At 71.2% G+C, this 26,304-nt stretch carries 23 protein-coding genes and 6 pseudogenes; 7 read left to right on the top strand and 22 right to left on the bottom strand.

Features of this window, described 5'->3' with window-relative positions; translation table 11 throughout:
• Window positions 1–83 precede the first annotated feature (83 nt).
• On the top strand, window positions 84–365 hold the full coding sequence (locus BJF77_RS04640) for a hypothetical protein (RefSeq protein ID WP_139318434.1): 282 nt from the start codon (window positions 84–86) through the stop codon (window positions 363–365).
• Between the two features lie 115 nt (window positions 366–480).
• Here the strand turns inward: BJF77_RS04640 and BJF77_RS04635 are convergent, their stop codons facing one another.
• Window positions 481–1,221 carry a LacI family DNA-binding transcriptional regulator gene (locus BJF77_RS04635; RefSeq protein ID WP_369821360.1) on the bottom strand — a complete coding sequence of 247 codons (741 nt, stop codon included), beginning with the start codon at window positions 1,219–1,221 and terminating at the stop codon, window positions 481–483.
• A gap of 24 nt (window positions 1,222–1,245) precedes the next feature.
• On the opposite strand from BJF77_RS04635, the gene BJF77_RS22505 reads away from it, so the two are divergent.
• The gene (locus tag BJF77_RS22505) at window positions 1,246–1,371 is read left to right on the top strand and encodes a hypothetical protein (protein ID WP_369821365.1); all 126 of its coding nucleotides are present in this window, start codon (window positions 1,246–1,248) and stop codon (window positions 1,369–1,371) included.
• A gap of 47 nt (window positions 1,372–1,418) precedes the next feature.
• Here the strand turns inward: BJF77_RS22505 and BJF77_RS22500 are convergent.
• The 11 genes and pseudogenes from BJF77_RS22500 to BJF77_RS04590 all read right to left on the bottom strand — a co-directional run.
• Window positions 1,419–1,466 (bottom strand): annotated as a pseudogene (locus BJF77_RS22500) (hypothetical protein); the annotation flags it as partial.
• An 80-nt stretch (window positions 1,467–1,546) separates the two neighbouring features.
• Window positions 1,547–3,019 carry a GH1 family beta-glucosidase gene (locus BJF77_RS04630; protein WP_075871407.1) on the bottom strand — a complete coding sequence of 491 codons (1,473 nt, stop codon included), beginning with the start codon at window positions 3,017–3,019 and terminating at the stop codon, window positions 1,547–1,549.
• 342 nt (window positions 3,020–3,361) lie between these two features.
• On the bottom strand, window positions 3,362–3,502 hold the full coding sequence (locus BJF77_RS20450) for a hypothetical protein (RefSeq protein WP_158041181.1): 141 nt from the start codon (window positions 3,500–3,502) through the stop codon (window positions 3,362–3,364).
• Window positions 3,503–3,556: 54 nt separating this feature from the next.
• The gene (locus tag BJF77_RS04625; RefSeq protein WP_075871406.1) at window positions 3,557–4,132 is read right to left on the bottom strand and encodes an NADPH-dependent FMN reductase; all 576 of its coding nucleotides are present in this window, start codon (window positions 4,130–4,132) and stop codon (window positions 3,557–3,559) included.
• Between the two features lie 43 nt (window positions 4,133–4,175).
• Window positions 4,176–5,267 carry an NAD(P)-binding domain-containing protein gene (locus BJF77_RS04620; RefSeq protein WP_075871405.1) on the bottom strand — a complete coding sequence of 364 codons (1,092 nt, stop codon included), beginning with the start codon at window positions 5,265–5,267 and terminating at the stop codon, window positions 4,176–4,178.
• Between the two features lie 154 nt (window positions 5,268–5,421).
• Window positions 5,422–5,922 (bottom strand): GNAT family N-acetyltransferase, encoded by a 501-nt coding sequence (locus BJF77_RS04615; protein ID WP_047803789.1) that lies wholly within the window; start codon window positions 5,920–5,922, stop codon window positions 5,422–5,424.
• Window positions 5,923–6,007: 85 nt separating this feature from the next.
• Window positions 6,008–6,871: an alpha/beta hydrolase gene (locus tag BJF77_RS04610; RefSeq protein WP_075871404.1), complete on the bottom strand. Its 864-nt coding sequence runs from the start codon at window positions 6,869–6,871 to the stop codon at window positions 6,008–6,010.
• Between the two features lie 100 nt (window positions 6,872–6,971).
• Window positions 6,972–7,781 (bottom strand): annotated as a pseudogene (locus tag BJF77_RS22495) (4-hydroxythreonine-4-phosphate dehydrogenase PdxA); the annotation flags it as partial.
• 268 nt (window positions 7,782–8,049) lie between these two features.
• Window positions 8,050–9,005, bottom strand: a pseudogene (locus BJF77_RS04600) (C-terminal binding protein).
• 521 nt (window positions 9,006–9,526) lie between these two features.
• Window positions 9,527–10,291: an enoyl-CoA hydratase gene (locus BJF77_RS04595; protein ID WP_075871403.1), complete on the bottom strand. Its 765-nt coding sequence runs from the start codon at window positions 10,289–10,291 to the stop codon at window positions 9,527–9,529.
• Entirely contained in the window at window positions 10,288–11,508 is a 1,221-nt protein-coding gene (locus BJF77_RS04590) for a CaiB/BaiF CoA-transferase family protein (RefSeq protein WP_075871402.1), read from the bottom strand. The genes BJF77_RS04595 and BJF77_RS04590 overlap by 4 nt, the downstream gene beginning before the upstream one ends.
• 159 nt (window positions 11,509–11,667) lie before the next feature.
• Here BJF77_RS04590 and BJF77_RS04585 point away from each other — a divergent pair.
• A pseudogene (locus tag BJF77_RS04585) lies at window positions 11,668–12,308 on the top strand (transposase).
• Between the two features lie 269 nt (window positions 12,309–12,577).
• Here BJF77_RS04585 and BJF77_RS04580 read toward each other — a convergent pair.
• Window positions 12,578–13,102: a gamma carbonic anhydrase family protein gene (locus tag BJF77_RS04580; protein ID WP_075871400.1), complete on the bottom strand. Its 525-nt coding sequence runs from the start codon at window positions 13,100–13,102 to the stop codon at window positions 12,578–12,580.
• 209 nt (window positions 13,103–13,311) lie between these two features.
• Window positions 13,312–13,992, bottom strand: a complete 681-nt coding sequence (locus BJF77_RS04575; protein ID WP_222844959.1) for a GntR family transcriptional regulator — start codon at window positions 13,990–13,992, stop codon at window positions 13,312–13,314.
• A gap of 707 nt (window positions 13,993–14,699) precedes the next feature.
• On the opposite strand from BJF77_RS04575, the gene BJF77_RS04570 reads away from it, so the two are divergent.
• The 4 genes from BJF77_RS04570 (at window position 14,700) to BJF77_RS04555 (ending at window position 18,417) form a co-directional block, all read left to right on the top strand.
• The gene (locus tag BJF77_RS04570) at window positions 14,700–15,899 is read left to right on the top strand and encodes a pyridoxal phosphate-dependent aminotransferase (RefSeq protein WP_075871398.1); all 1,200 of its coding nucleotides are present in this window, start codon (window positions 14,700–14,702) and stop codon (window positions 15,897–15,899) included.
• Entirely contained in the window at window positions 15,896–16,855 is a 960-nt protein-coding gene (locus tag BJF77_RS04565; protein ID WP_075871397.1) for a D-glycerate dehydrogenase, read from the top strand. Before BJF77_RS04570 ends, BJF77_RS04565 begins: the two co-directional genes overlap by 4 nt.
• A 172-nt stretch (window positions 16,856–17,027) precedes the next feature.
• Window positions 17,028–17,978 carry a helix-turn-helix domain-containing protein gene (locus BJF77_RS04560; protein ID WP_075871396.1) on the top strand — a complete coding sequence of 317 codons (951 nt, stop codon included), beginning with the start codon at window positions 17,028–17,030 and terminating at the stop codon, window positions 17,976–17,978.
• Window positions 17,979–18,213: 235 nt separating this feature from the next.
• The gene (locus BJF77_RS04555; RefSeq protein ID WP_075871395.1) at window positions 18,214–18,417 is read left to right on the top strand and encodes a hypothetical protein; all 204 of its coding nucleotides are present in this window, start codon (window positions 18,214–18,216) and stop codon (window positions 18,415–18,417) included.
• Between the two features lie 109 nt (window positions 18,418–18,526).
• Here BJF77_RS04555 and BJF77_RS04550 read toward each other — a convergent pair whose 3' ends face one another.
• The 8 genes and pseudogenes from BJF77_RS04550 to BJF77_RS04515 form a co-directional block, all read right to left on the bottom strand.
• The gene (locus tag BJF77_RS04550) at window positions 18,527–18,823 is read right to left on the bottom strand and encodes a hypothetical protein (RefSeq protein ID WP_075871394.1); all 297 of its coding nucleotides are present in this window, start codon (window positions 18,821–18,823) and stop codon (window positions 18,527–18,529) included.
• Window positions 18,824–18,914: 91 nt separating this feature from the next.
• Window positions 18,915–19,766, bottom strand: a complete 852-nt coding sequence (locus BJF77_RS04545) for a fumarylacetoacetate hydrolase family protein (protein WP_075871393.1) — start codon at window positions 19,764–19,766, stop codon at window positions 18,915–18,917.
• A 62-nt stretch (window positions 19,767–19,828) separates the two neighbouring features.
• Window positions 19,829–20,581, bottom strand: coding sequence for an SDR family NAD(P)-dependent oxidoreductase (locus tag BJF77_RS04540; RefSeq protein WP_075871392.1), 753 nt, complete (start codon window positions 20,579–20,581; stop codon window positions 19,829–19,831).
• Window positions 20,582–20,610: 29 nt separating this feature from the next.
• The gene (locus BJF77_RS04535; protein ID WP_075871391.1) at window positions 20,611–21,315 is read right to left on the bottom strand and encodes a GntR family transcriptional regulator; all 705 of its coding nucleotides are present in this window, start codon (window positions 21,313–21,315) and stop codon (window positions 20,611–20,613) included.
• Window positions 21,312–22,546, bottom strand: a pseudogene (locus BJF77_RS04530) (fumarylacetoacetate hydrolase family protein). Before BJF77_RS04530 ends, BJF77_RS04535 begins: the two are co-directional and overlap by 4 nt.
• Window positions 22,547–22,587: 41 nt before the next feature.
• Window positions 22,588–24,078, bottom strand: a complete 1,491-nt coding sequence (locus BJF77_RS04525; protein ID WP_075871390.1) for an aldehyde dehydrogenase (NADP(+)) — start codon at window positions 24,076–24,078, stop codon at window positions 22,588–22,590.
• Window positions 24,079–24,104: 26 nt separating this feature from the next.
• Window positions 24,105–25,408: pseudogene (locus BJF77_RS04520) on the bottom strand (enolase C-terminal domain-like protein).
• Between the two features lie 31 nt (window positions 25,409–25,439).
• A partial coding sequence (locus tag BJF77_RS04515; RefSeq protein WP_255396134.1) for a TRAP transporter large permease occupies window positions 25,440–26,304 on the bottom strand: 865 nt, incomplete at its 5' end.

The following is a 26,304-nucleotide window of genomic DNA, read 5'->3' as shown; positions in this document are numbered from 1 at the left end:
CGTCGCCCGGATTCAGGGGATTTTCATGGAAGCGGATTAGTGTTGCAACTGTGATGTCCACGATGCAGACCCCACTTCCCCACATGTTCGCCGCCAGTCTCTACGCCGCGGAGCGGCTGCTCGCCGAAGCCATCCACGACGAGCACGTGAGCGTCGACGCCGTGGTCGTCCTGGACGCCCTGACCGAGCACGTCACGGCCGAGGCGGCCCCCTCGCTCGACGCCGTGGCCCGCGACGCCCAGCTCACTCCGGGGCAGCTCGACACCGCCCTGCACGACCTCGCCGAGCTGGGCTACCTCCAGGAGCTGGCCGAGCACGCGCCGCACCTGTCCGGGCTCCGCGCCGCCCTCGACACGGCGGCCTGACCGCGGCGGCCCGGCCGGCGCCGGAGGGGGTCACCGGCCGCGGACCGCGGCCTGACCGCCGGCGTCCCGACCGCGGGCCGTGCGGGCGGGAGGACCCGGTGCCACCGGTGGGCGCTCAGCGCGCGGAGAGCCGCCGCGCCCCGCTGCTCTCCCGCACCACCAGCTCCGCCGGGTAGACGATCGGCGCACGGCGGGCCCCCGGGGAGTCGATCTCCTCGAGCAGGATCCGGCACGCCGCGCCGGCCATGGCCGACATCGGCTGGGTGACCGTGGTCAGCGGGGGAACGGCGGTGGCGGCGAGGGCGTGGTTGTCGTAGCCGACCACCGCGACGTCCTCGGGCACCGAGCGGCCGCGCCGGCGCGCGGCCTCGAGAACCCCCAGGGCCATGAGGTCCGAGGCCGCGAAGACGCCGTCGAGCTCCGGGGCCTCCTCGAGGAGCCGCAGCGCGGCCTGCCGGCCGCCGGCCGTCGTGAAGTCCGCGTGCACCACCGGCCCCTCGGCCAGGCCGGCCTCGCGCAGCCCGTCGCGCCACCCGGCGAGCCGGTCGGCGGCCGCGGTCATGTCCGCCGGGCCGGCGACCGTGCCCACCCGCGTGCGGCCGCCGGCGGCGAGGTGCAGGGCGGCGAGCCGACCGCCCTGGTGGTTGTCGGTGTCCACGTAGGGGACCCCGGGCCGGCCCTCCCAGGGGCGGCCGATGAACACGGTGGGCAGACCGGCCCCCGGCAGGGACGTCGTCCACGGATCGTCCCGGTGGTGGGAGACCACGACGGCGCCGTCCACGTGCCCGCCGCGCAGATAGCGCAGCACCCGCCCGGAGTCGTCCCCGGTGCGGGACATGAGCAGGACCAGCTGCACGTCCGTCTCCCGGAGGCGTCGGTGATGCCCGTGATGATCACGGCGAAGAACGGGTCCGCCATGATCCGGACGTCCGGCTCCGGGATGACCAGGGCGATCGAGGACGTGCGCCGGGTGACCAGGCTCCGGGCCGCGCGGTTGGGCGTGTAGCCGAGCTCGACGACGGCGGCGTCCACGGCCGCCTGCGCCCGCGGGCTCACCCGGTCACCGCCGTTGACGGCCCGTGAGGCGGTCGACCGGGACACGCCCGCCGCCGCGGCGATGTCCTCCAGGGTGGGGCTGGGCCGCCCGGTGCCGGCGTGCCCCGCCCCGTGCCGCTCCGCGCTCACCGACCGGGCGATGCGGCGCCCTCGAGCGGTCCGGGCTCCTGCGAGGGGGACGCCGGAAGCGCGTTGGCCGCGGCCACGGCGGCGTACCACCGGGCGCTGGCCTTGGGGGTGCGGCGCTGGGTCCCGTAGTCCACCCGGACCAGGCCGAACCGCTGGTGATAGCCCCACGCCCACTCGAAGTTGTCCATGAGGGACCACGCGAGGTAGCCGCGCACGTCCACGCCGTCGTCGATGGCGTCCTTGACGGCCCGCAGGTGGGCGTCGAAGAAGTGCAGCCGGTCCTGGTCGTCCACGAACCCCGAGGCGTCGGGGGCGTCGTCGTAGGCCGCGCCGTTCTCCGTGATGAACACGGGGATCCCGGCCGGGCCGGTGTACTCCTCCTGCACCCGGTTCAGCAGCCGGCGCAGCCCCTCGGGCTGCACCTCCCAGCCCATCCCGGTGACCGGCAGGCCCCGCGGCACGGACTGCACGCGGTCGGCGGCGACGTACGGGGAGGAGACGGGACGGCTCAGCGGAGCGTGGCCCTCCGGCGCGGAGGGGGCGTCCGGCGCGGCCGTGGTCACGGCCTCCCCGTGGTAGTAGTTGATGCCCAGCACGTCGAGCGGTGCGGCGATGACGGTGAGGTCACCTTCCTGCACGTGGTCGGCCAGGCCCAGGTGGTGCACGTCCTCGAGCACGTCGGCCGGGTACTCCCCCCGGAACAGGGGGTCCAGGAAGATGCGGTTGAACTGCCCGTCGATGCGGCGGGCCGCGTCACGGTCCGCGGCGCTGGCGGGGTCCAGGGGATCGGGCACCGTGAGGTTCAGGGTGATCCCCAGGGTGGCCTCCGGATCGCGCCGCCGCAGCTCCTGCACGGCCAGGCCGTGCCCGAGCAGCAGGTGGTGCGCCGCGGCGAGCGCGGCCCGGGGCTCCTGCCGGCCCGGGGCGTGCACGCCGGCCGCGTAGCCCAGGAAGGCCGAGCACCACGGCTCGTTGAGGGTGGTCCAGATCCGCACGCGGTCCCCGAGGGCCTCGTGCATGACGGCCGCGTACTCGGCGAACCGGTGGGCGGTCTCCCGGTTCGTCCAGCCGCCCCGGTCCTCCAGCGCCTGCGGGAGGTCCCAGTGGTAGAGAGTCAGCCACGGCTGGATCCCCGCCTCGAGGAGCTGGTCGACCAGGCGGGAGTAGAACGCGATGCCCTCGGGGTTGGGCGTGACGCCGTCCGGCACGCACCGGGCCCACGACGTCGAGAAGCGGTAGGCCTGCAGGTTCAGCTCCTGCATCAGGGCCACGTCCTCCGCGGACCGGTGGTAGTGGTCGCAGGCGACGTCCCCGTTGTGGGCGTCGGCCACGGCTCCGGGGACGCGGGCGAAGACGTCCCAGATGGAGTCCTCCCGGCCGCCCTCATGGGCGGCGCCCTCGATCTGGTAGGCGGCGGTGGCCGCGCCCCAGACGAAGTGGTCGGGGAACGACAGCGGTGTGGTGCTCATCCTGTGACTGCTCCTTGCACGGGTCCGGGAACGAGGTGGCATCCGGTCGCCACGAGGAGCGGCAGCGGGCCGATTCGGCGGGGCGCCCAGTTCGTGGGAGCGCTCCCACCCCACCCTCACTGTGCGTGGCGGCCGTCACGGTGTCAAGCATCCTGTCGATCCGAGGGCCGGGCGGCGTGTTGCGCCCGGCACGTCGTGGCGAGCTGGCCCGGACTCCTGCCGAAGCCCGCCGGCGGACACGGGGACGCCCCCGGGGAGCAGCTGCTCCCCGGGGGCGTCCCCGTGCGGCCGCACGGGCGGGGTGCCGTACGGCACCGGTCGTGCGGTTCGAGTCGTGCGGTCTCAGTCCTCCGGGTCGGAGTCCTCGTTCTTGGCGTCGCCGTGCTCGTGCGGCACCGGGGTCATCTCGGTGGTCATGTCGGCGTCGTCGATCTTGGCCGCGTCCTCGATCGGGTCGGGGCTGGAAGTCGGCTGGTCGCTCACGGGTGCTCCTTCGTCGGGACGGCTGGATGTGCTCAGCCTACGACCACGCCGCGCTCATCCGGCGCCGTCGGCCGGGGCGCGCAGCGGCGCGAGCGCCGTGGACCAGGCGATCACCTGGTCCAGCATCGTGGACAGCGCGCGCAGGTGGTGCTCCGCCGGGGCGAAGGTGCTGTAGTGCTCGAAGTCGGTGCGCAGGGACAGCGCGACCTGCTGGCGCACGTCCGCCAGCTGGAGCTCCCCGGCGACCTGCCGCAGCTGCTCCACGGCGCGCACCCCGCCGGCGGAGCCGTAGGAGACGAAGGCCACGGCCTTGTTGTTCCACTCGGCGTAGAGGTGGTCGAAGGCGTTCTTCAGCACCCCGGGGGCACCGTGGTTGTACTCGGGAGTGACGACGACGAAGCCGTCGAAGCCGTCGATCGTGGCGGCCCACCGTCGCGTGTGCTCGTGCTGGTACCGGCCCGCCGAGGGCGGCACGGGCTCGTCCAGGTGCGGCAGGTCGTGCTCGCGCAGGTCGAGGAGCTCGAAGTGCGCGTCGTCGCGGTGGGCGGCGTGGGTGAGCACCCACTGCGCCACGGCCTCCCCGTTGCGCTGGGGGCGGGTGCTGCCGAGGATGATGCCGATGCGGACCATGACGGTTCCTCCTGCGTGGGACGGATCAGGGGCGCGGGATGGATCAGGTGCGGACGGTGGACGCGAGTTCCCGGGGCCCGGAGGTCCCCGCGCCCAGCAGCCGTACGGCCTCCCGGGCGGCCGCCCGTCCCGCCCGGGTGGCGCCGAGGGTCGAGGCGGAGGCCCCGTAGCCGACGAGCAGCACGCGCGGGTCGGCCAGCACCCGCACCCCGTCCGTCCGGATCCCCCCGCCCGGCTCGCGCAGCCCGAGCGGGGCGAGGTGGTCGAGGGCGGGCCGGAAGCCGGTGGCCCACAGGATCGCGTCGGCGCGGATCTCCCGACCGCCGGCCAGGCGGACCCCTTCGGCGGTGAGCTCCCGCAGCGGACCGGCCGAGACCAGGACCCCGGCCTCGATCCCGGCCCGGTACTGCGGGGTGAGGGGCAGGCCGGTGGCCGAGACCACGCTCTCCGTGGGCAGCCCCGCCCGGGTCCGCTCGTCGACCCGGCGCTCCACGTCCCGGCCCCACTCGGCGTCGAAGGGGCGCGGTGTGAACTGCGGCGGGCGGCGGGTGACCCACGTGGTCGTGGCGCCGGCGGCGTCCAGCTGCAGCAGGAACTGCACGGCGGAGGTGCCCCCGCCCACGACCACGACGTGCCGGCCGCGGAACTCCTGCGCGGAGCGGAAGTCGTGGGTGTGCAGCTGCCGCCCCCGGAAGCGCTCCCGGCCGGGGTAGTACGGCCAGTGCGGGCGGTCCCACGTGCCGGTGCCGTTGATCAGCAGCCGCGTCCGCCAGGTCCCGGTGTCCGTGACCACGTCGAGCGGCCCGCCTTCGGAGACGGACTCCACCCGGCGCACGGCCACGGGACGGTGCACGGGCAGCTCGAAGCGGCGCTCGTACTCGCCGTAGTAGCGGGTGACCACGGCGGAGGCGGGCTCGGCCGGATCGGGGACCCCGAGGGGCATCCCCGGCAGGTCGTGGATGCCGTGGGCCCCGCCGAAGGTCAGCGAGGGCCAGCGGTGCCGCCACGCTCCCCCGGGCCCGGGATTGGCGTCGAGGACCACGAAGTCCTCCTCGGGCACCAGCCCGCGGCGGCGCAGGTGGTGGGCCGCGGACAGTCCCGCCTGCCCGGCCCCGACGACCACGACCTTCTGCACAGCACCCCCCGTTCGTTGACGTATCACTGATCAGGGAACGCCAGGCGGCCATGGGCTATTCCGGCCGACGGGGCGGGGCCGGAACCGCACCGGCACGCAGCGGGGTGCGGACACCGGGTCCGACCGCAGCGCCCCGGGGAGACGTCAGGGGCGCTCAGGCGCGGCCGGGCTGGTGCTCCCGCGCGGCGCCGACCCGGTGCAGGGCGTCCCCGGTGAGCCGGAAGACGGACCACTCGTCCTGGGGCAGCGCGCCGAGGCTGCGGTAGAAGCCGATCGACGGCTCGTTCCAGTTCAGCACGCTCCACTCGACCCGGGCCCAGCCCTGCGCCACGGCGTGCCGGGCCAGGGCCTGCAGCAGTGCCTTGCCGTGGCCGGCGCCGCGGGCCTCGGGGCGCACGTAGAGGTCCTCAAGGTGGATGCCGTGCACGCCCTCCCAGGTGGAGAAGGTGCGGAACCACAGGGCGAAGCCCTGCAGGCGGCCCTCGTCCTCCGCGACGTGGGCGAAGACCGCCGGGTGCTCCCCGAACAGCGCCTGCGCCAGCTGCTGCTCGGTCATCCGCACGGCGTCGGGCTCGCGCTCGTACACGGCCAGGTCCCGCACCATCCCGAGGATGGCGGGCACGTCCTCCGGGCGGGCCTGACGGATCTGCGACATGACCGGCAGACTACCGCACCGGCCCGGGCCGGACCGGCGGGACGGGCTGTGGGACGGGCGGCAGGAAGGGTCCGGAGCGGGGCGTTCAGAGCAGCGAGCGGACGTGCCGGATGGCCCGCTGGGCCTCGGGGGTCCACCACGCGCCCACGTAGACGTGGAAGGCGCCGGGCTCGTAGAGCAGCCGCCCGGGGTTGCCGGCGCGCTGCAGGGCCCGGGCGAAGCCGAGGGCGTCGGCCGCGAGGATGTCCCGCCCGCCCTGCACCAGGTGCACCGGGGGCAGGCCCTCCACGTCCCCGTGGACGGGGCTGACCAGGGGGTCGGTCAGCGAGCGGTCCCCGGCCCAGGCCTGGCACAGCGGGACGACCTCGTCCGTGCTCAGCATCGGGTCGTGCGGGTCGATCTCGCGCACGGCCGGGTGGCTCGCGGTGACGTCCAGGGCCGGGGAGAAGCCGACGACGTGGTCGGGCGCCCGCAGCCCGGTGTCGCGCAGCAGCATGGCCAGCCCGATCGCCAGGCACCCGCCGGCGGAGTCCCCCGCCACGACGATCCGGTCCACGGCGGGCCGGGCCACCAGGTCGGCCCAGGCCGCGCCGAGGAACTCGTAGCCCTCGTCCGCGCAGCCCTCCGGGGCGAGCCGGTAGAGGGGCACCGTGACCGTGGTGCCCGTGCCCTTGACGACCTCGCGGATGATCCACCAGTGCGCCGGCAGCAGCGGGTTCACGAACGCCCCGCCGTGCAGGTAGATCAGGTGGGACCCGTCCGCGCCGTCGCGCGGGGTCAGGCGCAGCACCGGGCGCCCGCCCACCTCCTCGCGGGTGAGCTCGTGCGAGCGCCGCAGGTCCTTCGGCACCGCCGCGGGCTCCGGATAGGGCCGGCCCCGCAGCTGGTCCACCTCCCGGAACGGGCTGAGGCGGGCGCGCACGGCCACCGCCCGGGCGGTCAGGTCCATCCGCAGGCTCATCGATCATCCCCTCCGGCCGGGCGGCCCACTCCCCGGCCGCGGCACCGCCGCACGGCGGGCCGCCCTCGGCGGTTTGGGCGGCCTGGCCCTGGTCGTGATACATCGTCACCACACCGTCGAACTGCCCGTCCGAGGCGCGGATGAACACGGTGTCGCAGGGGTACGGCCCGCTGGCATCAATGCCCTCCGATTGCGCCAGCGCGATGCCAGGGCGGATGTGCTCGATCTCCTCCCGCCCGAACTGCCCGTTCTCCCCGGCATGGGGGTTCAAGGCGCACACCGCCAAGCGTGGACTTTCCACTCCGGTGCCCTGAACGACTGAATGCAGCAACCTGATCGACTCGACGACGCTCTGCGCATTGATGAGATCGGCGACTTCCTTGATCGCCACATGGGACGTCACACGTGAGGTCGTCAGCCCCGGTACGAAGTTCAGCTCCGAGGTCGTCCCGGAGTACTCCAGGGACTTGGCGAACCATCGGAGCTCGTCCTCCTCGTGCATGCCGGCCAGGTGCAGGGCCGACTTGTTCAAGGGAGTGAAGACGATGCCGTCCACCTCACCGCGCTGGTACATCGCCAGAGCGTCCGTCAAGTCGGCCAGAGCTCGTTCGCCGGCCTCTCGGCTGACCCGGCCCCGCGGTACCTCGCGGTCCGAGAAACGGCTCCCCACCGCAGCGGCCGCCTCCGAGCTCGGTTGCTCAGCCAGGGACAGCGACACCCCGGCCTCATCGGCGATGGCCCGGAGCTCGGCCTCACCGGCGAGGACGTAGACATCGGCCGCTGCCAGATTGGCTGGATTGGCGATCAGCTTTGCAGCGAGCTCCGGGCCGATGCCCGACGGGTCTCCCGGGACCAAGGCCAGCCGGGGACGTGCTGCGGGACGGTTTTCTGTCGGCATATTTCTCCAACCGCTGTTCCGTATATTGCCGATCCTATTGGATCTCTGACTGAGTGTGCCATGGGTCACACTTGAAGACAATGGATTACTCGGGCCTTCTCCGAGACCACCCTGACCGGCCCCACGGGCCCCAAACGCCGACCACCGGGACCGGAGCGCAGACGCTGCGGCCATGCCCGTGTCGGTGGAACGGCTGCTGGCGACGTCCATGTCCGCGCTTTCGGAAAGCTCCCGCCCAGGAACGGTCGACGCAGCTGCCTGAGCGGGGTCAGGCCACCTGACAGCGGAGCGGCTCGCCGCCAAGAGCACGGGCGGCTTCTTCTGTCGCCAACCGCTGCAGATTCGCCAGCGACGCATCCGAGAAGAACGCGGCATGGGGGGTCAGCAGAACGTTGTCGAAATGCCGCAGCTCTGCCTCGAGCGGCAGCGGCTCCGGTTCGAAGACGTCCAGAGCCGCCCCAGCCAGCTTGCCGTTGCGCAGATGGGTCACCAGGCAGACGGATCCACCAGCCCTCCGCGCGAGGTGTTCACCAGCACGGCTCCCGGGCGCATGCGCTCCAGCGCCTCCTGACCGATGAGGTGCCGGTTCTCCGCGGTCAGAGGCGCATGCAGCGACACGGCGTGAGCCGCGGCCAGCAGCTCGTCGAGCTCCACGGATTCGATCCCGATGGCCGCCAGGTGCGCCGGCTCGACGAAAGGGTCATGGGCGACGATCCTGAACCCGAAAGGTTGCAGCCGTGCCGCAACAGCGCGGCCGATGCGGCCGGTGCCGACGAGACCGATCGTGGTGTCGGCGAACCCGGGCAATGGGCCCAGAGCACCAGGGTCCAACCAGCCACGCTCGCGGACAGCCCGGTCGAAAAGACTCAGTTTGCGCAGAAGGGCGAGCAGGCTCGCGACGGTGTGGTCGGCGACGGTGTCGGCGCCGTAGTCCGGCACATTGCAGACCAGGATGCCGAGTTCTCTCGCGGCCGCGACGTCCACGTTGTCGTAGCCGATGCCGTATCGGACGACCGTCGTTCCCGCCTCGAGAGCCTCGAGCACACGACGGGTCATCGGCGCGAAGTTCACGAGCACGACGCTGGCACCCGCCACCGCCTCGACCGTCTCCGCCTCGGTCTGGCACTGATGCTCGGAGAACTCGAGACCGAGTCGTTCGGCCAGGGCCTGCTCCCGGGTCGTGCTGCCGAAAATGTGATCAGTGACCACGATCTTGCCGCTCATTGCATCCTCTCCACACCGTCAATGCGTACTGCTCTCGAAAGTCCGTCACTGCCGGGTGAACGGCAGCGTCTTCATGAACGTCACCTACTCGGGCATCGGCTCTCCGGCCGGACCACTGCCCTCGGCGCCGAGGGCATCGACGCACACCGAACTGCCCGACCTCGTTCCTGCGTCGGGACCGGCACAAGGACGTGGAGGACCGTCACCCCGGTGGTCGCCGGCACCACCTGAACGAAGGGTTGGACGTCTCGGGCGCGGAGAACGATGCCCACACCGTCCTGGGCGGTTGCATCAGAGCTCTCCGAGAACTGCGGTCAGGGCGGCGGACATGATCCGGCAACTCACGGCACCGTGCTCACGACCGTTTCTCGGTCACCGAGGCCATCGGTGTGCCATGCAGGGCCCCACCCGGCTACCCGGCATCCCACCCAAGGATGAGACGGTGGTGCCGTGAGAGCGGTGTCGGGCCAACTTGCCGGTCCGCACTTCCCGCAACGGTGACCACACCCGGCACTCACCGCTCAGCGGCCGACCCAGGTCGCCTTCTCCTTTTTCAGGAAGGCCTGCACCGCGCCGGCGAAGTCCTCGCTGCCGTACACCCTGCGCACGATGTCGTCGTCGTCGTGCACGCTCCCTGCGTGCAGTCGGCGCATGCCTTCCTTGGCGGCCCACATCGTCAGCGGCGCATGGGCCACCAGGCGGCTGGTGAGCTTGTCGAGTTCCTCGTCCAGCTCATCCGTCGAAGCTGTGACGAAACCGCATCGAACTGCTTCGTCGGCCGGCATCAGACGAGCGGTCAGCAACAGGTCGATGGTGCGCGATCGCCCCAGCAGCTGCGTCAGTACTGAAAGGGTGCTCATCGACAAGCAGTTCCCCAGGGTTCGGGCGATCGGCACACCGAACTTCGCCGAGGTGTTGGAGATGCGGACATCTGCCACCGCAGCGATGCCCAGCCCACCGCCGATGCAATAGCCTTCGATGGCTGCGACGACGGGGACGTGCACCGCCGCGAGCCGATTGAGGATCTCACCGATCCGGCGTTCGTATTCGATGCCCTGGTCGCCGTCGAACTCGGTGAACTGAGCGATGTCAGTGCCTGCGACGAAAGCTTCCCCGCCTGCTCCGCGGAGCACCATGACCCGGACGTCGGAGTCGGTGTCCGCCTGCTCGCACGCCTGCTGAAGCCTTTGGTACATCTCCCAGGTCATGGCGTTGCGCTGTCCGGGCCGGTTGAAGGTCACCGTCAGGACGGCCCCGGTCTTGTCGACGAGCAGATCCTCGGTCATGAGTGGTCTCCTGCCTGTGCGACGGCTCGGCCGTCCCCGGCCAGGGCTTCCAGCTCTTCACCCTCGTAGCCCGCGGCGGCCAGTACCTCCCGGTTGCTCGAACCCAGAACCGGCCCTGCGGCGCGCCGGACGGTCGGTGTGCGAGAGAACCGCATGGGCGATCCGAGCTGGCGCACTTTGCCCATGGACGGGTGATCGCCGTCCCAAAAGTATTCTCGCGCCTGCAGGTGCTCGTCGTTGAAGACCTCTCCGAAGTCGAGGATCGGAGCGACCGGCACCCCGGCCGCATTGAGGATGTCGACGATCTCGTCCGTCGTCAGTTCCGCGGTCCGGCGCTCGATCGACTCGATGAGCGGAATCCGGTTCTGCAACCTGTCATAGGTACCGACGTAGCGTGGATCGCTCAAGAGCTCCTTCAGGTCGAGAGCTTCGCAGAACGCCACCCAGTTGCGCGGGGTGTTGGCCCCAACGGTGACGAATCCGTCCTTGCTGACGACAGCCTGGTACGGAGCCTGATTCTGGTGCGCCGAGCCGTGACGGCCTCCGACGGACCCTTCGGCGAAGTAGGCTCCCGCCTCCCACACGGCATATGAGACCCCGGATTCCAGAAGGGACACATCGATGTACTGACCCTCGCCGGAGGTGCGCCGTTCGTAGAGCGCCGAGGTGATCGCCAGGGCGACGTAGAGAGCAGTGGTGAGGTCGCAGATCGGCACGCCGATCTTGACCGGAGGGCGGTCGGAATAACCGGTGATGCTCATGAGCCCGCTGCGGGCTTGGGCCATGATGTCCAGGCCGGGCAGGTGGGCGAGCGGGCCGTCCTGACCCCATCCCGAGGCAGAGGCGTAGACGAGTCCCGGGTTCGCGTCCTTGAGGTCCTCGTAGGAAAGCCCCAGGCGCCGCATGGCCCCAGGGCGCAGGTTCTCGACGACCACATCCGCTGTCCGCGCGAGCTTCTTGAACGCGGCGTTGCCCTCGGGGGACTTCAGGTTGAGAGTCACGGACTCCTTGTTGCGGTTCAAGCGTGCGAACGGCGAGCTCTCACCATTGATCAGCGGGCCGGTGGCACGGGTCTGCTCCCCGCCGTCCGGGTTTTCGATCTTGATGACACGGGCGCCGAGGTCAGCCAGTTGCATGGTGGCGAAGGGGGCGGCCATGAACACCCCAACCTCCAGGACGGTCACTCCGGCCAGCGGAGCCGGCATTGTTCCGTTCATCCCATACCTCCTCAGTGGGTGAGCTCACGCCACTCGCATGCGCGCGATGTGAGCTGGATTACATCCGAATATTGTATACCGTATACGGGCTACGGCTCGAGGGGAAGATCTGCACGCCGCATTACCGGATCGCGCTCGAAGAGAGCATCGCCTGCCCCGTTGACGCCAGGCGTGACCACCCTCCGGCCGGTCGGGAAGACGGTCTACGGCAAAGCCCTGCCCAACGACGAGGCCCGGCTGCCGGCCATCCTCGAAGGGCTGGCCGCCGGGCATGGGCCGATGCTGATGGTCGTGGACCAGCCGGCCACCATCGGGGCGCTTCCCGTGGCCGTGGCCCAAGCAATGGAGGCAGTCGTCGTGGCATACCTGCCGGGGCTGGCCGTGCGCCGGATCGCAGACATGCACCCGGGCACGGCCAAGACCGATGCTCGGGACGTCCTGACCACCGCCGAGGCCGTCGGCAAGGACTTCGCCGACGCCGGGCACCTGGCTTCGTATGCCGGGGTCGCCCCGGTCACCCGCCGTTCGGGGGGACCACGATCTGCGGCGAGCACGCCCCGAAGGGCGGGAACAAGAATCTCGAACGGGCGCTGTTCCTCTCGGCCTTCGCCTCGTTCAACCACCCGCCCTCACAGGCGTACTACGACCGGAAACGCGCCCAGGGCAAACGCCACAACCAGGCGATCATCGCCCTGGCCCGCCGCCGGATCGACGTGCTCTTCGCGATGCTCAGGGACAGAACCCTCTACCAAGACCCCACCGAGCCCCGGACCGTTCCACCGGTGGGCCTGGCCTCTTGACGAAGACCATAGAGGCCCCCTTCCCAGCCCACCCCTCGGAGCCCGAGCCCCTCTGGGGGCTCAGGACGGTACCAGGGAGAATTGTCGCGCTCGTGCACATCCGCCGGGCAACTGTCGCGTCCGGGAGACGGGCGCTTCGGGCCGGACGCGCCGACAGCCCGCGGCCGACCGGCCGTGAGTGTGACAGGGTCTGCCACCGGCGTTGGCCTCGATCCGCTGCCCCGCCGCGGAGGAACGGCGACACCGACAGGGTGGCGTGCCCTAAGGGTTCAGGATGCTGAGCTGTGCTGCTGGATGAGGCCTTCGTACGTGGTGGCATTGGTGCGGCAGTGCTCCACCTCGTGCTCCGTGAGCTCGCGACGCACCTTGGCGGGGATGCCGGCCACCAGGGACCGGGGTGGGACGACCGTTCCTTCGAGCACCAAGGCATTGGCCGCCACGAGGGAACCGGCACCTATGACAGCGCCGTTCAGCACGGTGGCGTTCATGCCGATGAGCGAACCGTCTTCGACCGTGCACCCGTGGAGGACTGCGCCGTGGCCGATGCTCACGTGGTCCCCAATGCGTGCCGGGTAGCCGGGGTCGGCGTGAAGGACAGCGGCATCCTGGACGTTGCTTCCCCGTCCGACGGTGATGCTCTCCATGTCCGCGCGCAGAACGGCCCCGTAGAAGACCCCTGACTGCGGACCGATCGTGACGTCGCCGACGACGGTGGCGGTGGGCGCCACCCAGGCATCCTCGGCGAGGCTGGGAGTGCGGCCGGCGACGGTGATGATGTGGGGCGTGTGTGACATGGGGAGCTCCTTCGTCGTTTCGAATGCGTGGGCATCGGGGGCGGGGGCCAGCGCGGTGTCCCGCCGTGATCAGTGCCACGGACCGGGCGCAGATTGCCGCGAGCGGGTGGTCAGCGATCGGCTCCGCTTCCCCGGAGACGTGACTGAGTTGCAGGCCGCGAGGAACTTCCAGCCAGCACGGACGTCGCCCGCGGCTCGGTCAGCGCACTCTAGGCCCGGTTCTCCTCCAGGGGGGTGACGTGTCGGAACGAGTGTTCCCCGTGGACGGCGAGCTCGGCAAGAGCCGCGTCTGCATCCCCGGCCTCGACGAGTTCGAGCAAGCGCCGGTGCCTGGCCACATGCTCGTCGAGGTCTTCGTAGAACCGTTCCCGGACGACCAGATTTCGCGACATGCACACCAGCAGTTGCTGCTGGAGTGAAGCATAGATCTCCTCCAGGCGCCGGTGCTTCGCAATCCGTATCAGGGCGGAGTGGAAGGCGTACCCGGCCAGCACCAATGCTCCGCGGTCCTGTTCCTGGGCGCAGCGGACCATCTCCTCGAGGGCTGCCCGTGCGGGCTCCAGCAGAGCCGCGTCCTTGACCGGAAGGCCGAGCTCGAACGCCATCCGCTCCAGGGCCGAGCGCAGCGTCATGATCTCATAGACGTCTTCGTCGGTGAGCGTCGCCACGAAACTCCCCCTGCGCGGGCGGGTCACCACGAGTCCTTCGCTCTCCAGTATCCGGAGCGCTTCGCGCAAGGGCGCGCGACTCACGTCCAGTTCTGCCGTGAGGGGCTCCTCCAGCAGCCGCTCTCCCGGCTGAAGCTCTCCGGCGAGAATTTTCTTGCGGATGGCACTGGCTGCCAGGGCGACGAGTGTAGGTGCCTCCAGCCGACCACTGAGGCCGGGCACCCGCCCCACTCGAGGTGATTCCTGAGGTGCCATGGTTCCTGCCTTCTGCTGCTTGCCGTCATCCGCCCGGAGGTTTTCCGTCGAGCCCTGGAAGCATGTTCGTTCCCCACAGGAGCGAGGACTTCCCGGAAAGTGCGTTGAACATTACACCCTGGTCGCGTGAGGACTTCGCTCCGGTCGACAGAAGGAGTCCTTGGCTGACCGATCCGCTTCCATCACAGACACCCCGTGACGGCCAACGTGAACTGCGTCCTCCGACGCACCGGAACACATGTGCGCAGAAGGCGACCCTTCGCCACTGTCAGCCGCGCACGAAGCCTCTGTTTCCTATGCATGCAACAGGCCGCTAACGATCGTCAACGAACAGATGGCACATGACGGCGGTCGTCACCCACACATTGGAGCCGATACAGCGGGCACGGATCGTACTTCATGCCGGCGAGCCTTTTCGACACTGAAATGGCGCAGAGGGTCGGGGCCACCTGCAACGCTGTCTCTGCCAGGCGGGCTTGCTGTGGGCAGACCGGCATCGACGAGCCGGCCGCCCCTTATGCCTTAGGCATGATCGGCCGGAGGTCGAGGTGCGCTCGCCGCCTCCCTGGAGAGCTTCAATCTCGAATCACTCTTCCCAGCCTGATATATGAGTCGTATGCTCAGGGTGGATCCGCCCACGGATCGACCGCCAACTCGACGAGGAGTGGAACAGCATGCGAGAACTCGCGCACCGGCTCGACCGGCTGGGCACCGAAACCGCCTTCAGCGTCGCCCAGGCCGCGGCCGCCTGGAAGGCGCAGGGGAACCGCGTGTACCCCTTCCACCTCGGCGACATCAACATCCCGACGGCCCCGCACATCATCGAGGCCATGAACCGGGCCATCGCCGACGGCTACACGGGTTACTGCCCCGGCCCCGGCATCCCCCAGCTGCGGGAGGCCCTCGCGGAGGACCTCGGCTCGCGCCGCGGCATCGACCTCACCCCCGAGAACATCGTCGTGATGACCGGCGGCAAGCCCGTCATCACGAAGTTCCTGCAGGCGGTCATGAACCCCGGCCAGGAGGTGCTCTACCCGAACCCCGGCTTCCCGATCTACGAGTCGCAGATCGAGTACCTCGGCGGCACGGCCGTGCCGTACCGCTACCTCCCCACGGAGAGCGGCTTCGCGATCGACCTCGACCAGGTGCGCGCCTCGATCACCCCGAACACGGTCGCCATCATCTACAACGACCTGCAGAACCCCATCTCGGCCGAGTCGACGGCGGCCGAGCGCGAGGCCATCGCGCAGCTGGCCCAGGAGCACAACCTCTGGGTGCTCTCCGACGAGGCCTACTTCGAGACGCGCTACGAGGGGGTCTCGAGCTCGATCGCCTCGCTGCCCGGCATGGCCGAGCGCACCGTCATCCTCTACACGTTCAGCAAGAAGTTCGCCATGACCGGCTCGCGCCTCGGCTGCGCCGTCGCACCGCCCGAGATCGCCAAGGTGCTCAGCACCCTCAACACCAACGACGAGTCCTGCACCACGCACTACGTGCAGTGGGCCGGCATCGAAGCGCTCCGCGGCCCCCAGGAACCCGTGCAGCAGATGCTCGACGTCCTGCGCGAGCGCCGGGACGCCGCCTGCGAGCTCGTGAACGCCACTCCCGGCATGCACGTTGCCGTGCCGCAGTCGACCTTCTACCTGTTCCCGGACGTCACCGCCGCCATGGAGCGCATGGGGTACACGGCGGTCGGCGACTTCGCCACGGCGGCGCTGCACGAGACCGGCGTCTCCTTCTGCACGCGGGAGCACTTCGGCCGGCGCCTGCCGGGTGAGGAACAGCAGTACATCCGGCTGGCCTACTCGGGCATCGACGTCGCCGACATCCGCGACGGCCTCGGCCGCCTGTGCCAGTGGATCGAGTCGGCATGAGCCGGGTCGTCGTCACGGGACGGGTGCCCGACGCCGCCATCGAGAAGCTTCGCGCCGCGCACGAGGTCGACGCCTGGCCGGGCCCGCAGTCGATCGACCGCGAGGAGCTCCTGCGCCGCGTGGCCGGCGCCGATGCCGTCGTGAGTCTGCTGACCGAACGCGTCGACGCGGAGCTTCTCGACGCCGCCGGTCCGCAGCTGAAGGTGGTCGCGAACGTCGCCGTCGGCTACGACAACATCGACGTCCCGGCCTGCACCGAGCGCGGCGTCGTGGCCACCAACACCCCCGGGGTGCTCACGGAGGCCACCGCCGACATCGCGCTGGGCCTCATCCTCATGGCGACCCGCCGGCTCGGCGAGGGGGAACGACTCATCCGCTCCGGCCAGGACTGGAAGTGGGGCATGTTCTTCCTGCTCGGCAGTAGCCTGCAGGGCAAGATCCTCGGCGTCGTCGGCATGGGCGGCATCGGCCAGGCGACCGCGCGCCGGGCCAGGGCCTTCGGCATGGAGATCGTCTACCAGTCCCGCAGCGAGATCGATCCGACGATCGCCGCCGAGCTGGGCGCCCGGCGGGTCGAGCTCGACGAGCTACTGGCCGTCTCCGACGTCGTGTCGCTGCACTGCCCCTACGGGCCCGCCACGCGCCATTTGATTGGCGCCGAGCAGCTGGCGGCGATGAAGGACACCGCGTACCTCGTCAACACCGCGCGCGGACCGATCGTCGACGAGGCGGCGCTCGCGTCCGCGTTGCGCGAGGGCCGGATTGCAGGTGCGGGACTGGACGTCTACGAGCACGAGCCCCAGGTGCATCCCGAGCTGCTGGAGCTCGACAACGTGGTGCTGGTGCCGCACCTGGGCTCCGCCACCGTGGAGACGCGCACCGCGATGGCGGTGCTCGCCGCCGACAACGTGCTCGCCGTGCTCGGCGGGGAGCGGCCGCCGACGCCGATCGGGTAGCGGCCGGGCCGTCCGTCGCTCAGGACAGGACCGCGGTGACCGGCTCCCGGACGTCCTCCGCCGTCGGACGCGGCGTCCGGGCCCGCACCGGCCCGGACGCCGACGCCTTGCCGAGGATGGCACTTTCCTGACTTCCGTCGATTCCCTGCCAGTTCCGTGGGAGCATGGACCCATGATCAGCAACGTGGCCGTCATCGTGTTCGACGAGGTCTCCCCCTTCGAGCTCGGGGTGGCCTGCGAGGCCTGGGCGATCGACCGCTCCGGGGACGGGCTGCCGGTCATGGACTTCGCCGTGTGCAGCCCGGACGGGCGGCCGGTCCGCACGATCGCCGGCTTCGACGTGGCCGTTCAGCACGGGCTCGACCGGGTGGCCGAGGCGGATCTCGTGGTCCTGCCGGCCATCTCGCGGAACCGGGACGTTCCGGCCGAGGTGGTCCGCGCACTGCACGCGGCCCACGACCGCGGCGCCCGGATCCTGTCCATCTGCTCGGGCGCCTTCGTGCTGGGGGCCGCCGGGCTGCTCGACGGCCGCCGCTGCACCACGCACTGGATGCACACCGCGGAGCTGGCCGAGCGGTTCCCGGCCGCCCAGGTGGTGCCCGAGGTCCTCTACGTGGAGGACGGCACCATCCTCACCAGCGCCGGCACCGCGGCAGGCCTGGACGCCTGCCTGCATCTGTGGCGCCAGGAGTTCGGCTCGGCGGCCGCCAACACCGTGGCCCGGCGCATGGTCGTGCCGCCGCAGCGCCAGGGCGGGCAGGCGCAGTTCATCAAGGACCCGGTGCCCGAGCAGCGGGCCGAGACGCTGGACCCGCTGCTGACCTGGATCGTGGGGCACCTGAACGAACCGCTCGACGTCGACGCCCTCGCCCGGCGCGCGGCCATGTCCCCGCGCACCTTCGCCCGCCGGTTCCGCGACGAGACCGGCACCACGCCGCACGCCTGGATCACCGCCCGGCGCCTGCACCGGGCCGAGCAGCTCCTCGAGGAGACCGACCTGCCGGTCGAGCGCATCGCCGCGGACGTGGGCTTCGGCAACGCCGCCACGCTGCGCCACCATTTCACCCGGATCCGCCGGCTCAGCCCGCAGCAGTACCGCCGCCGCTTCGCGACCGCCTCGTGAGCACCGCCTGAGCACGCTCTTGGCCGCGATGACGCGGCCGAGGTGCTCCGTGATCATCGCGGCCGGGGCCCAGACAATGCCCCTGCCGGCTCCGGAGCGAGGCACTGGCACATTTGGCAGGAAATGACCGGAGAGAGGCATTTCTGCCACTCGTGAGGGGAGGTCCGAGCGACCAGGCTTGTCAGTGTGAGGGTGGGCCGGATCGGACCGGCGCACGACAGGCAAGGAGCCAACCATGATGACGGACCTGTTCCTGATGCTGGCCGCAGCCGCGGTGCTGTCGGTGTACACGCTGATCGGGCGCCTGGCCATTCCCGCCGAGGACCGGGTGCCGCTGCGCGACCTCGGCGGGGACGGCTGGGTGCACACGCTGCGGCGCAGCCTGGTCGTCCTGGGCGACACCGCCCCGGGCGCCGGCGGGGTGCGGGAACGGGGCTGACCGTGGCGGCCCGGTAGCACGAGGGTTGCGGCGTCGCTGGACCCACACCGCTCCACCGCATAGCGGAGGGCCCCGGTCCGTGTTCGCACCGGGGCCCTCCGCCTGTGGTCTAGAGACTGTGGTCCTCCAGGACATCGAGGTTGCGGAAGACGGGGTCGCCGTCCATGAGTTCCGTCAGCTTCTTCGCGTAGTCCTGGGTCTCCGGGAGGTTGGAGTTCTCCATGGCGGACTCGTAGGAGTCGAAGTGGACGATGTGGGTGAAGCGGTTCGGGTCGTCGCGGTCCCGGGTCGACAAGACCCGCCGGGCGGTCCTGTTCCCCTGGGAGCTGCGCTCCCACTCCGCGACGATCTTCTCCACCTCCTCGGGCTTCGAGGTGCTGAACTCGATCAACTGGACGAAGGCCATGACGCACGCTCCTTCGGATCAGACCTTTCGGGGGCACCAGTTTAATCCCGAGGCGCCGGAGAGTCCCCGACGGGCAGGAAATGACGGAGGGTCAGTGGCCCACCACGGTCTGCCGCTGCTCGCCCAGCCCTTCGATGCCGATGGTCATGGTGTCCCCGGCCCGCAGGTAGGGGAAGCGCCCGGACAGCGCCACGCCCTGCGGGGTGCCGGTGTTGATCACGTCGCCGGGGTCCAGGGCCATGTACTGGGAGAGGTGCCGGACGATCTCGGCGACCCCGAAGACCATGTCCGCGGTGCTGGAGTCCTGCCGGGCCTCCCCGTTGACGGTCGAGTACATCCGAAGGTCCTGCGGGTCGCCGAGGTCCTCGGCCGGCACGAGCACCGGGCCGAGCGGGTTGAAGGTGGGGCAGCACTTGCCCTTGGACCACTGCCCGCCGGACTGGTGGAGCTGGAAGTCGCGCTCGGAGACGTCGTTGCTCACCGCGTACCCGGCGATGCACGCCAGCGCCTCCTCGTGGCCGGCCAGGTAGGACGCGCGGCGGCCGATGACCACGGCCAGCTCCACCTCCCAGTCCACCTTCTCGGCCCTCGGCGGCAGCACGACGTCGTCGTCGGGCCCCACCACGGTGTTGGGGTGCTTGAAGAAGATGATCGGGGTGCTGGGGGGCGGGTCCCCGGTCTCGGCGGCGTGGGCGGCGTAGTTCTGCCCCACGCACACCACCGCACCGGGCCGGGCCACCGGCGGCCCGACCCGCAGGGACTGCGCGTCCTGCAGCTCCGGCAGGGAACGGGCCGCCAGCGCCTGGCGCACCGTGGCGATGCCGCCGGCGGCCAGGAACCCGCCGTCGATGTCGGCGGTGACCCCGGAGAGGTCGTAGACGGTGCCCTCGTGGCGCACCGCGGGCTTCTCACGGCCCGCGGGGCCGAGTCTCATCAGTTCCATGAACAGTCCTTCGGTTCGAGGGGACGGTGGTGTCCGGGCGGGACGGCCCGGCGACGGCGGGGTCAGGTGGCCGGCCGCAGGAGGAGGTCGTGCATGCCGCTGTCCACGGGCAGCGTGGTGCCGGTCGTGGAGCCGTTGGCGGGATCGGCCAGGAAGAGGATGGAGGCGGCGACCTCATCGGCCGAGACGAGCCGGCCGTGCGGCTGGCGAGCCTCGAGGGCCTTCCGCTCGGCCGCCGGGTCCGCGGCGGCCTGCAGCAGCCGGCCGACCCAGGGGGTGTCCGCGGTCCCCGGGCTGACGCAGTTCACGCGGATGCCCTCCCGCAGGTGGTCGGCGGCCATGGCGCGGGTCAGGGCCGCGACCGCGCCCTTGCTCGCCGAGTACAGGGCCCGGTCGGGCAGTCCGTGGGTGGCGGCGATCGAGGAGGTGTTGACGATCGCCGGGGTGCGGGAGCGGCGCAGGTGCGGCAGGGCGGCGGCCGAGACCCGGGCGATGCCGACCACGTTGACGTCGAGCACCCGGAACCACTCGTCGTCGTCGTGGTCGGCCATGGTGCCCACCGCCCCGACACCGGCGTTGTTGACGACGACGTCGATGCCGTCCAGCGCCTCGGCCGCCGCCTCCACGGCCGACTGCACCGAGGACCGGTCGGCCACGTCGCACCGCAGCCCCACGGCCCCGTCCGGCAGGGCGCCGACGTTGAGGTCGAGGACGGCGACGCGGGCGCCGCGATCCAGCAGCTGAGACGTGACGGCGGCGCCGATGCCGGAGGCCCCGCCGGTGACGACCACGCGCAGGTCGGCGAAGGTGTTCATGGGTGTTCCTTCCTGTTCCGTGCCTCTGCTCAGGTGAGCCGCACGTCGGTGGCCGGGCGGGGGCCGGGGTCGTCCTCGGAGGCGAACGCGCCGGCGAAGCGGTGGTAGGCGCCCATGAGGTGGTCGTGCATGGCGTTCTCCGCCGCGTCGGGATCGCAGTCGCGGATGGCCTCCACGATCGCCCCGTGCTCCTGGATGGTCTGCTCCCCGGACCAGTCCGCCGGGTAGAGCCGGAACAGGTGCAGGTGGCAGTGGGTCGCCCGGATCGCCTGGTGGGCGAAGTCGTTGTGCCCGGCCCCGAGGATCAGGTCGTGGAACTGCATGTCGTGGGCCACCAGCAGGTGCCGGGTGCTGGCCTCGGTCGCGGTGCCGGCGACGAAGTCCTGCAGGCCCGCCGCCAAGGCGCGGCCGGGGTTGCTGAGCCGATTGACGGCCGCGGCCCGGGCCGCCCACGGCTCGATGAGCAGGCGCAGCTCGAACAGCTCCCGCAGCTGGTCGAAGCCGAGCAGGGGGGTGGTGCGGTATCCCTTGCCCGGAGTCTTGAGGATGAGGTTGTCGCCCTCCAGCTGGTGCAGCGCCTCGCGCACCGGGGTCTGGGACACGCCCAGCTCCCGGGCGATGGCGTCGATGTTGACCTTGCTGTCCGGGGGCAGCTGGAGGTCCAGGATCCGGGCGCGCAGGACGGCGTAGACGTCCGTGCGCGCCCGGCCAGAGGGGGATGGGGCTTCGGTCATGAGGAGCGGGTTCCTTCGGGCAGAGGTTCGTCCCTGGCCATCCCGTCGGGTCGAGCTCCGTGGGTGGTCAGGTAGTGCACGAGGCGCCCGATCCCGAAGGTCCACGGCTGCAAGTCCTCGGTCGGGGCCACGACGTTCGTCAATGTTCCCAGGCGCCGGCTGCCGATCTGCACGACGTCGCCGTGCTGGTGGGTGAACCCCTTCCCGGGTTCGTCGCGGTCCTCGGTGGGCGCGAAGAGCGTGCCGGTGAACAGCACGAACCGTCCGGGTACTGGTGGTGGGCCCCGTGCGCGGCTCCGACCAGCTCCTCGAAGGGCCGGCTGAGGCGGGAGACGTTGTTGGTGCCGTGCAGCTCGTAGCCGTCCGTGCCGCGCACGGTGAGCTCGATGGTCTCGGTGCGGGCGTCGTCGAGGGTGTAGCTCTCGTCGAAGATCCGCACGAACGGGCCGAGGGCCGCCGAGGCGTTGTTGTCCTTGGCCATGCCCAGCAGCAGCGCGCTACGGCCTTCCACGTCGCGCAGGTTCACGTCGTTGCCCAGGGTGGCCCCGCGCACGGTGCCGCGGCTGTCCACCACCAGCACCAGCTCGGGCTCGGGGTTGTTCCAGGAGGAGAAGGCAGGGATGCCGATGCGAGCCCCGGCGCCCACGGCCGAGAGCACCGGGGCCTTGGTGAAGACCTCCGGGTCCGGGCCGATGCCCACCTCCAGGTACTGGGACCAGAACCCGGCCGCGATCAGGACCTCCTTGACTCGGGCCGCCTGCGCCGAGCCCGGCCGCAGGCCAGCCAGGCTGCCGCCCAGGGCCTCCAGCACCTGTGCGCGGATCCGCTCGGCCTGGGCGAAGTCCCCGCCGCAGCGCTCCTCGATGACGCGCTCGATCATGGAGTCCACGAAGGTCACCCCGCAGGCCTTGACCGCCTGCAAATCCACCGGGGCCAGCAGAGTGGCCGCGGTGTCCGACCCGGCCGCGGTCGCGGCCAGCACCTCGGCCAGGTCCCAGGAGCGGGCCGCACCGGTGCCGGCCGCCGCGAGCACGGCCGCCGGATCGGGGGCCTCGAGAAGCTCCGAGACCGTCCGCACCACCGGGAACAGGTCCACCAGCCGGTCCCCGGCCACCCGCACCGGGCGCGGACCGGCGGTCTGCGGATCCCACACCCGGCCCACCAGCAGCGCCCGGGCGTGGTCGGCGGGCAGCACGCCCGCCGGGTCCAGACGGGGCCCGCCGGTGGTCACGCCGGTGGTCCCAGCGGTGGTCCCGTCAGTGGTGTCGGCGCTCATCGGCGGGCTCCTTCCGTGGCGGCGGGCTCGAACCGGCCGTCCACCCGGCGGACGATCCCCCACGGGTTGGCCTCCTGCAGGGCTGGCGGCAGCACGGCGTCAGGGGCGTCCTGGTAGGACACCGCACGCATGAACCGCCCGATCGCGGCCGTGCCCACCGAGGTGGTGTTCGACGTCGTCGCCGGATACGGCCCGCCGTGGTGCTGGGCGTAGGAGACGGTGACGCCGGTGGGCCAGCCGTTGAACAGCACCCGGCCGGCCTTGCCGGTGAGGGTGCCCACCAGCGCAGCACTGTCGTCCTCATCGTCGCCGTGGACGGTAGCCGTGAGCTGGCCCTCCATCAGCTCGGCGAGGGCGGGCAGCTCGGCGGCGTCCCGGTAGCGCACCAGCACCGTGGCCGGACCGAACATCTCCTGGTGCAGCACCTCGGGGTCCTTGCGGACCTGCTCGGCGTCGACGGCCAGGACGGTCGGGGCGGGCACTTCGTCGTCGGAGCCCGGCACGAGCGTCTCCACGCCCTCCAGCGCCGCGACCTCGTCGCGGGCCTGGCCGAAGGACTCCCGCAGCCCGGGGGTGAGCAGCTTTGCCAGCGGGGCGTCGGCCAGGGCCGCGCTCAGGGTGGCCCGGATCTGCTCCGTTCCGCCCTCGTCCGGGACGAAGAGCACCCCGGGCTTGGTGCAGAACTGGCCCATGCCCATGGTGAAGGACCCGGCGTAGCCGGTGAGGATCTCCTCCGCGCGGTGCTCCCACGCCGCCGGCAGCACGAACACCGGGTTGATGCTGCCCAGCTCCCCGTAGAAGGGAATGGGCTCGGGCCGAGCACTGGCACGGTCGAACAGCGCCCGGCCCCCGGCCGTGGAGCCGGTGAAGCCCACGGCCTTGACCAGGGGGTGGTCCACCAGCGCGGTGGCCGCCTCCCGGCCCTCGAGCACCGCGAACAGCCCCTCCGGGGCCCCGGCTTCCGCCAGCGCCTCGACGACGACCTCGGCGGTGCGCCGCCCGAGCCGCTGGTGCCCGCCGTGGATCTTGTGCAGCACCGCGCACCCGGCGGCCAGGGCCGAGGCACTGTCCCCGCCCATCACACTGAACGCGAAGGGGAAGTTGGAGGCGCCGAAGACGCCCACCACGCCCAGGGGCACGTTGACCCGACGGATGTCCGGGCGCGGGCCCATTCCCCAGTCGGGGTCGGCGTGGTCGACGACGGCGTCCAGGGCCACCCCGGTGCGGACCTCATCGGCGAAGAGCTCCAGCTGGAAGGCGCTGCGCTTGAGCTCCCCGCGCAGCCGGGGCTCGGCGAGGTGGGTCTCCTCCGCGGCGAGGCCGACGAGCTCGTCGTCGTGGGCGCGCAGGGCCTCGGCCAGGGCAGTGAGCCAGGAGGCCCGGGTGGCCGGGGTCTGGGCGGCGGAGATCAGGTACGCCTCGTGGGCGGCCCGGGCGGCGCGGTCCACCTCGGCGGCGGTCGTAGCGGGGCTGAGGGCGGTGTTCATGGTGACTCCTTATGGGGTTGCGGGGTTCAGCGGGCGAGGACGTCCTGCCAGCCGGCCCCGGAGGAGAAGGTCCAGCGCTCGACCGAGGAGCGCAGCATCTCCGCCCCGATGCCGGGCTGGACCGGCGCCTGGTAGCGGCCGCCGGCGACCACCACGGGCTCGGTGAAGTGCTCGTGCAGGTGGTCCACGAACTCGATCATCCGGTTCTCCGTGGTGCCGGTGACGGCGGCGTAGTCGAAGAAGGAGAAGTGCTGGACCAGCTCGCACAGTCCCACGCCGCCGGCGTGCGGGCAGACCGGGACGTCGAACTGCGCCGCCAGCAGCAGGTTGGCGATGTTCTCGTTGACCCCGGCCACACGGGTGGAGTCGATCTGCATGACGTCGATCGCCCCGGCCTGCAGCAGCTGCTTGAAGATGATGCGGTTGTGCACGGCCTCGCCGGTGGCGACCTTGACCGGGTGCACGCCCTTGCGGATGGCGGCGTGGGCCAGGATGTCGTCGGTGCTGGTCGGCTCCTCGATCCAGTAGGGGTGGAAGTCCTGCAGCTGGTTGACCCAGTCGATGGCCTCCTGCTCCTCCCAGCGCTGGTTGGCGTCGATGGCGATGCGCACGTCCGGGCCCACGGCCTCCCGGGCCAGGCCCAGGCGGCGGCGGTCGTCCTCGATGCTGCCGGCCACCTTGAGCTTGATCATCCCGAAGCCGGCCTCGACGGCCTCCTTGGACAGGCGCACGAGCTTCTCGTCGCTGTAGCCCAGCCAGCCGGGGGTGGTGGTGTAGGCGGGGTAGCCGTTCTGCTTGAGCTCGGCGATGCGCTCGGCCTTGCCCCCCTGGGCGCGGGCGAGGATCCCGGCGGCGTCCTCGGGGGTGAGGGCGTTGCGGATGTGGGTGAAGTCCACCGCGCTGATCAGCTCCTCGGAGGACATCTCGCTCAGGAGCAGCCACAGCGGCTTCTGCTCGCGGCGGGCGCGGATGTCCCACAGGGCGTTGACCAGGCCGCCGCAGGCCATGTGGGAGACGCCCTTCTCGGGGCCGAGCCAGCGCAGCTGCGAGTCGTGGACCAGCCGGCGGGACGCGTCGCCGAGGTTGTTGACGAGCTCGTCGGTGTCCCGGCCGACGAGCAGCTCCCCGTAGCTGTCCATGGCGGCGGTGATCAGCTCGTTGCCGCGGCCGCAGTCGAAGACCAGGCGTAGCCGCTCTCGCCCTCGTCGGTGGTCACCTCCACGTAGGCGGCGGAGTAGTCGGGGTCCACGTTGACGGCGTCGGAGCCGTCGAGCTCCAGCGAGGTGGGGAAGCGGACGTCGGTGGTGCGGACGGAGGCGATTCTGGACATGGGTGAGTTCCTTACGAGGTGCGGTGGAGGTTCAGAGGAAGCCGAGGACGGTCGGCAGGCCGAGGGTCATCACGGGCAGGAAGGTGATGACCAGCAGGGTGACCACCATGGGGGCGAAGAAGGGCAGGATGCCCTTGATCACCGTGGGCACCGAGGCCTTGGTGACGCTGGAGAGCACGAACAGCACCAGCCCCACCGGCGGGGTGATCAGCCCGATCAGCAGGTTGAAGATCACCATGATGCCCAGGTGGACGGGGTCGATCCCGAAGGTCTCGGCGACCGGGGCGAGCACGGGGACGAGGATCAGGATCGCGGCGGTGGGCTCGAGCACGCACCCCACGATGAGCAGCAGCACGTTGACCAGGATCAGGAAGACGATCGGCTGATTGGTCAGGTCGAGGATGAGGTTCGCGGCGACCTGCGGGGCCTGCTCGCGGGCCAGGACCCAGCCGAACAGGGCCGCGGCGGCCACGATCAGCAGCACGGACCCGGAGGTCTCCACGGTGGTGAGCAGGGTGCGGTACATCTTCCGCCATGTCAGGGCCTTGTAGGCGAGGGCCAGGACGAGGATGTAGATGACTCCGATGCCGCTGGCCTCCGTGGGGGTGAAGACGCCGCTGAGGATCCCGCCGAGGATCACCACGGCCGAGCCCAGGGCCGGCAGCGCGGCGACCGCGGTCCGCCCGCGGGTGCCCCAGGTGGAGCGGGGCAGCCGCAGCTCCTCCTGCTTGCGGGTCAGGAACCACACCGTGGTGCACAGGGCGGCCACGAGCACCAGGGCCGGGACGACGCCGGCCATGAACAGCGCCCCGACCGAGACCCGGCGGTCACCGCGTAGATGATCGCGGGGATGCTCGGCGGGATCATCGGGGCGATGAGGCTCGAGGCCCCGGTCA

This window comes from Kocuria sp. CNJ-770 (genome assembly GCF_001942375.1).
Taxonomy (GTDB): Bacteria; Actinomycetota; Actinomycetes; order Actinomycetales; family Micrococcaceae; genus Kocuria; species Kocuria oceani.
This window is presented reverse-complemented; position numbering and strand designations above follow the sequence as displayed.

Coding starts and splice junctions, on each gene's coding strand:
- BJF77_RS04640 (WP_139318434.1), top strand. CDS start 84: ATGTTCGCCGCCAGTCTCTACGCCGCGGAGCGGCTGCTCGCCGAAGCC.
- BJF77_RS22505 (WP_369821365.1), top strand. CDS start 1,246: ATGCCCGTGATGATCACGGCGAAGAACGGGTCCGCCATGATCCGGACG.
- BJF77_RS04630 (WP_075871407.1), bottom strand. CDS start 3,019: ATGAGCACCACACCGCTGTCGTTCCCCGACCACTTCGTCTGGGGCGCG.
- BJF77_RS04625 (WP_075871406.1), bottom strand. CDS start 4,132: ATGGTCCGCATCGGCATCATCCTCGGCAGCACCCGCCCCCAGCGCAAC.
- BJF77_RS04615 (WP_047803789.1), bottom strand. CDS start 5,922: ATGTCGCAGATCCGTCAGGCCCGCCCGGAGGACGTGCCCGCCATCCTC.
- BJF77_RS04610 (WP_075871404.1), bottom strand. CDS start 6,871: ATGGACCTGACCGCCCGGGCGGTGGCCGTGCGCGCCCGCCTCAGCCCG.
- BJF77_RS04595 (WP_075871403.1), bottom strand. CDS start 10,291: ATGACCGAGGATCTGCTCGTCGACAAGACCGGGGCCGTCCTGACGGTG.
- BJF77_RS04590 (WP_075871402.1), bottom strand. CDS start 11,508: ATGAACGGAACAATGCCGGCTCCGCTGGCCGGAGTGACCGTCCTGGAG.
- BJF77_RS04580 (WP_075871400.1), bottom strand. CDS start 13,102: ATGTCACACACGCCCCACATCATCACCGTCGCCGGCCGCACTCCCAGC.
- BJF77_RS04570 (WP_075871398.1), top strand. CDS start 14,700: ATGCGAGAACTCGCGCACCGGCTCGACCGGCTGGGCACCGAAACCGCC.
- BJF77_RS04565 (WP_075871397.1), top strand. CDS start 15,896: ATGAGCCGGGTCGTCGTCACGGGACGGGTGCCCGACGCCGCCATCGAG.
- BJF77_RS04560 (WP_075871396.1), top strand. CDS start 17,028: ATGATCAGCAACGTGGCCGTCATCGTGTTCGACGAGGTCTCCCCCTTC.
- BJF77_RS04555 (WP_075871395.1), top strand. CDS start 18,214: ATGATGACGGACCTGTTCCTGATGCTGGCCGCAGCCGCGGTGCTGTCG.
- BJF77_RS04550 (WP_075871394.1), bottom strand. CDS start 18,823: ATGGCCTTCGTCCAGTTGATCGAGTTCAGCACCTCGAAGCCCGAGGAG.
- BJF77_RS04545 (WP_075871393.1), bottom strand. CDS start 19,766: ATGGAACTGATGAGACTCGGCCCCGCGGGCCGTGAGAAGCCCGCGGTG.
- BJF77_RS04540 (WP_075871392.1), bottom strand. CDS start 20,581: ATGAACACCTTCGCCGACCTGCGCGTGGTCGTCACCGGCGGGGCCTCC.
- BJF77_RS04535 (WP_075871391.1), bottom strand. CDS start 21,315: ATGACCGAAGCCCCATCCCCCTCTGGCCGGGCGCGCACGGACGTCTAC.
- BJF77_RS04525 (WP_075871390.1), bottom strand. CDS start 24,078: ATGAACACCGCCCTCAGCCCCGCTACGACCGCCGCCGAGGTGGACCGC.